Here is a 1,039-nt window from a genome sequence, read left to right on the forward strand (position 1 = left end):
ATCTAATTTTTTAATTTTTTCATTACAAAAATAATCCTTCTCGTTTGTACAATATTGGGTAGGTTAGAGTTACTAATTGCAGTAGTTAGGACTCTTTTCTACCCCATTTTTTTGTCTATCAATCTTCAAGTCTCAATAAACCCTTAAGAAACCGGGTTTCTCTCAAAGCAAGTATGACAATTCTTGAAGCAACACCAATAGAAACCCGGTTTCTCTCGTCACCAGAGGTTTGATGAAGCGGTAAATTATTTCGTGTTTTGGGGTTTAATTGTGGGGGAGAAACCTTGTTTTTAGGGTTTGTTTCGTGGGATTTGGGGTTTGATTGTGGGGGAGAAACCTGGTTTTTAGGGTTTGTTTCGTTTGGATAAAATAAAATTAGGGCAAACAACCGTTTGCCCCTACAGTTTTCTCAATTGCAAACTGTATTTAAATATTAACCAAATACTTGTCCCCAAGTGGAGAAAATAAAGACAGTCACTGCTGCTAACGCTAATAATCCTTGAAGTAAATTACCAATTAAACTACCAACGACAATACCGATACCTGCTTTTACTGCTGTTTGCAAGTTCTTACAATACAGATATTCACCGATGATTGCCCCAAGTAAGGGACCAAGCAACATTCCTAATAATGGTCCACCAAATGGAAGCGTGGGTAATAAACCGAAAAATCCGACTATTAATCCGACAAATGCACCTATTTGTCCCCATTTACTTGCACCAGCTTTTTTTGCACCAATGTAACCAGCAAGAAAATCAATACCGATACTCAGTATTAAAACGATGGAGGTAACTATTAAAGGTATGCTAATTGCTGCAAAGGATTTTTGGACTAAACCCCAAATAATAATGCCAATTAAAATTAAGCTGCTTCCAGGTAGTGCGGGAACTACAGCACCAATAATACCAAATATCATCAGGATGATAAGTGACCAGTAGATGATTTGCATTTTTAAGTTTGGGGTTTGGAGTTAGGAATTGGGAGTTAAGCGATCGCAATCAATATCTGTCTGTAAGATATCTATATAACTACCTTAGCT

Annotated in this window: 2 protein-coding genes; both read right to left on the reverse strand. The window is 37.0% G+C overall.

Annotated features, from left to right (window positions below; all coding sequences use genetic code 11):
• Positions 1-118: 118 nt before the first annotated feature.
• Positions 119-388 carry a hypothetical protein gene (locus CK510_RS30750; RefSeq protein WP_095725169.1) on the reverse strand — a complete coding sequence of 90 codons (270 nt, stop codon included), beginning with the start codon at positions 386-388 and terminating at the stop codon, positions 119-121.
• A gap of 45 nt (positions 389-433) precedes the next feature.
• Positions 434-949 carry a DUF456 domain-containing protein gene (locus CK510_RS30755; RefSeq protein WP_095725170.1) on the reverse strand — a complete coding sequence of 172 codons (516 nt, stop codon included), beginning with the start codon at positions 947-949 and terminating at the stop codon, positions 434-436.
• Positions 950-1,039: the final 90 nt, after the last annotated feature.

Origin of the sequence: Brunnivagina elsteri CCALA 953 (assembly GCF_002289455.1) — a bacterium.
GTDB lineage: Bacteria > Cyanobacteriota > Cyanobacteriia > Cyanobacteriales > Nostocaceae > Brunnivagina > Brunnivagina elsteri.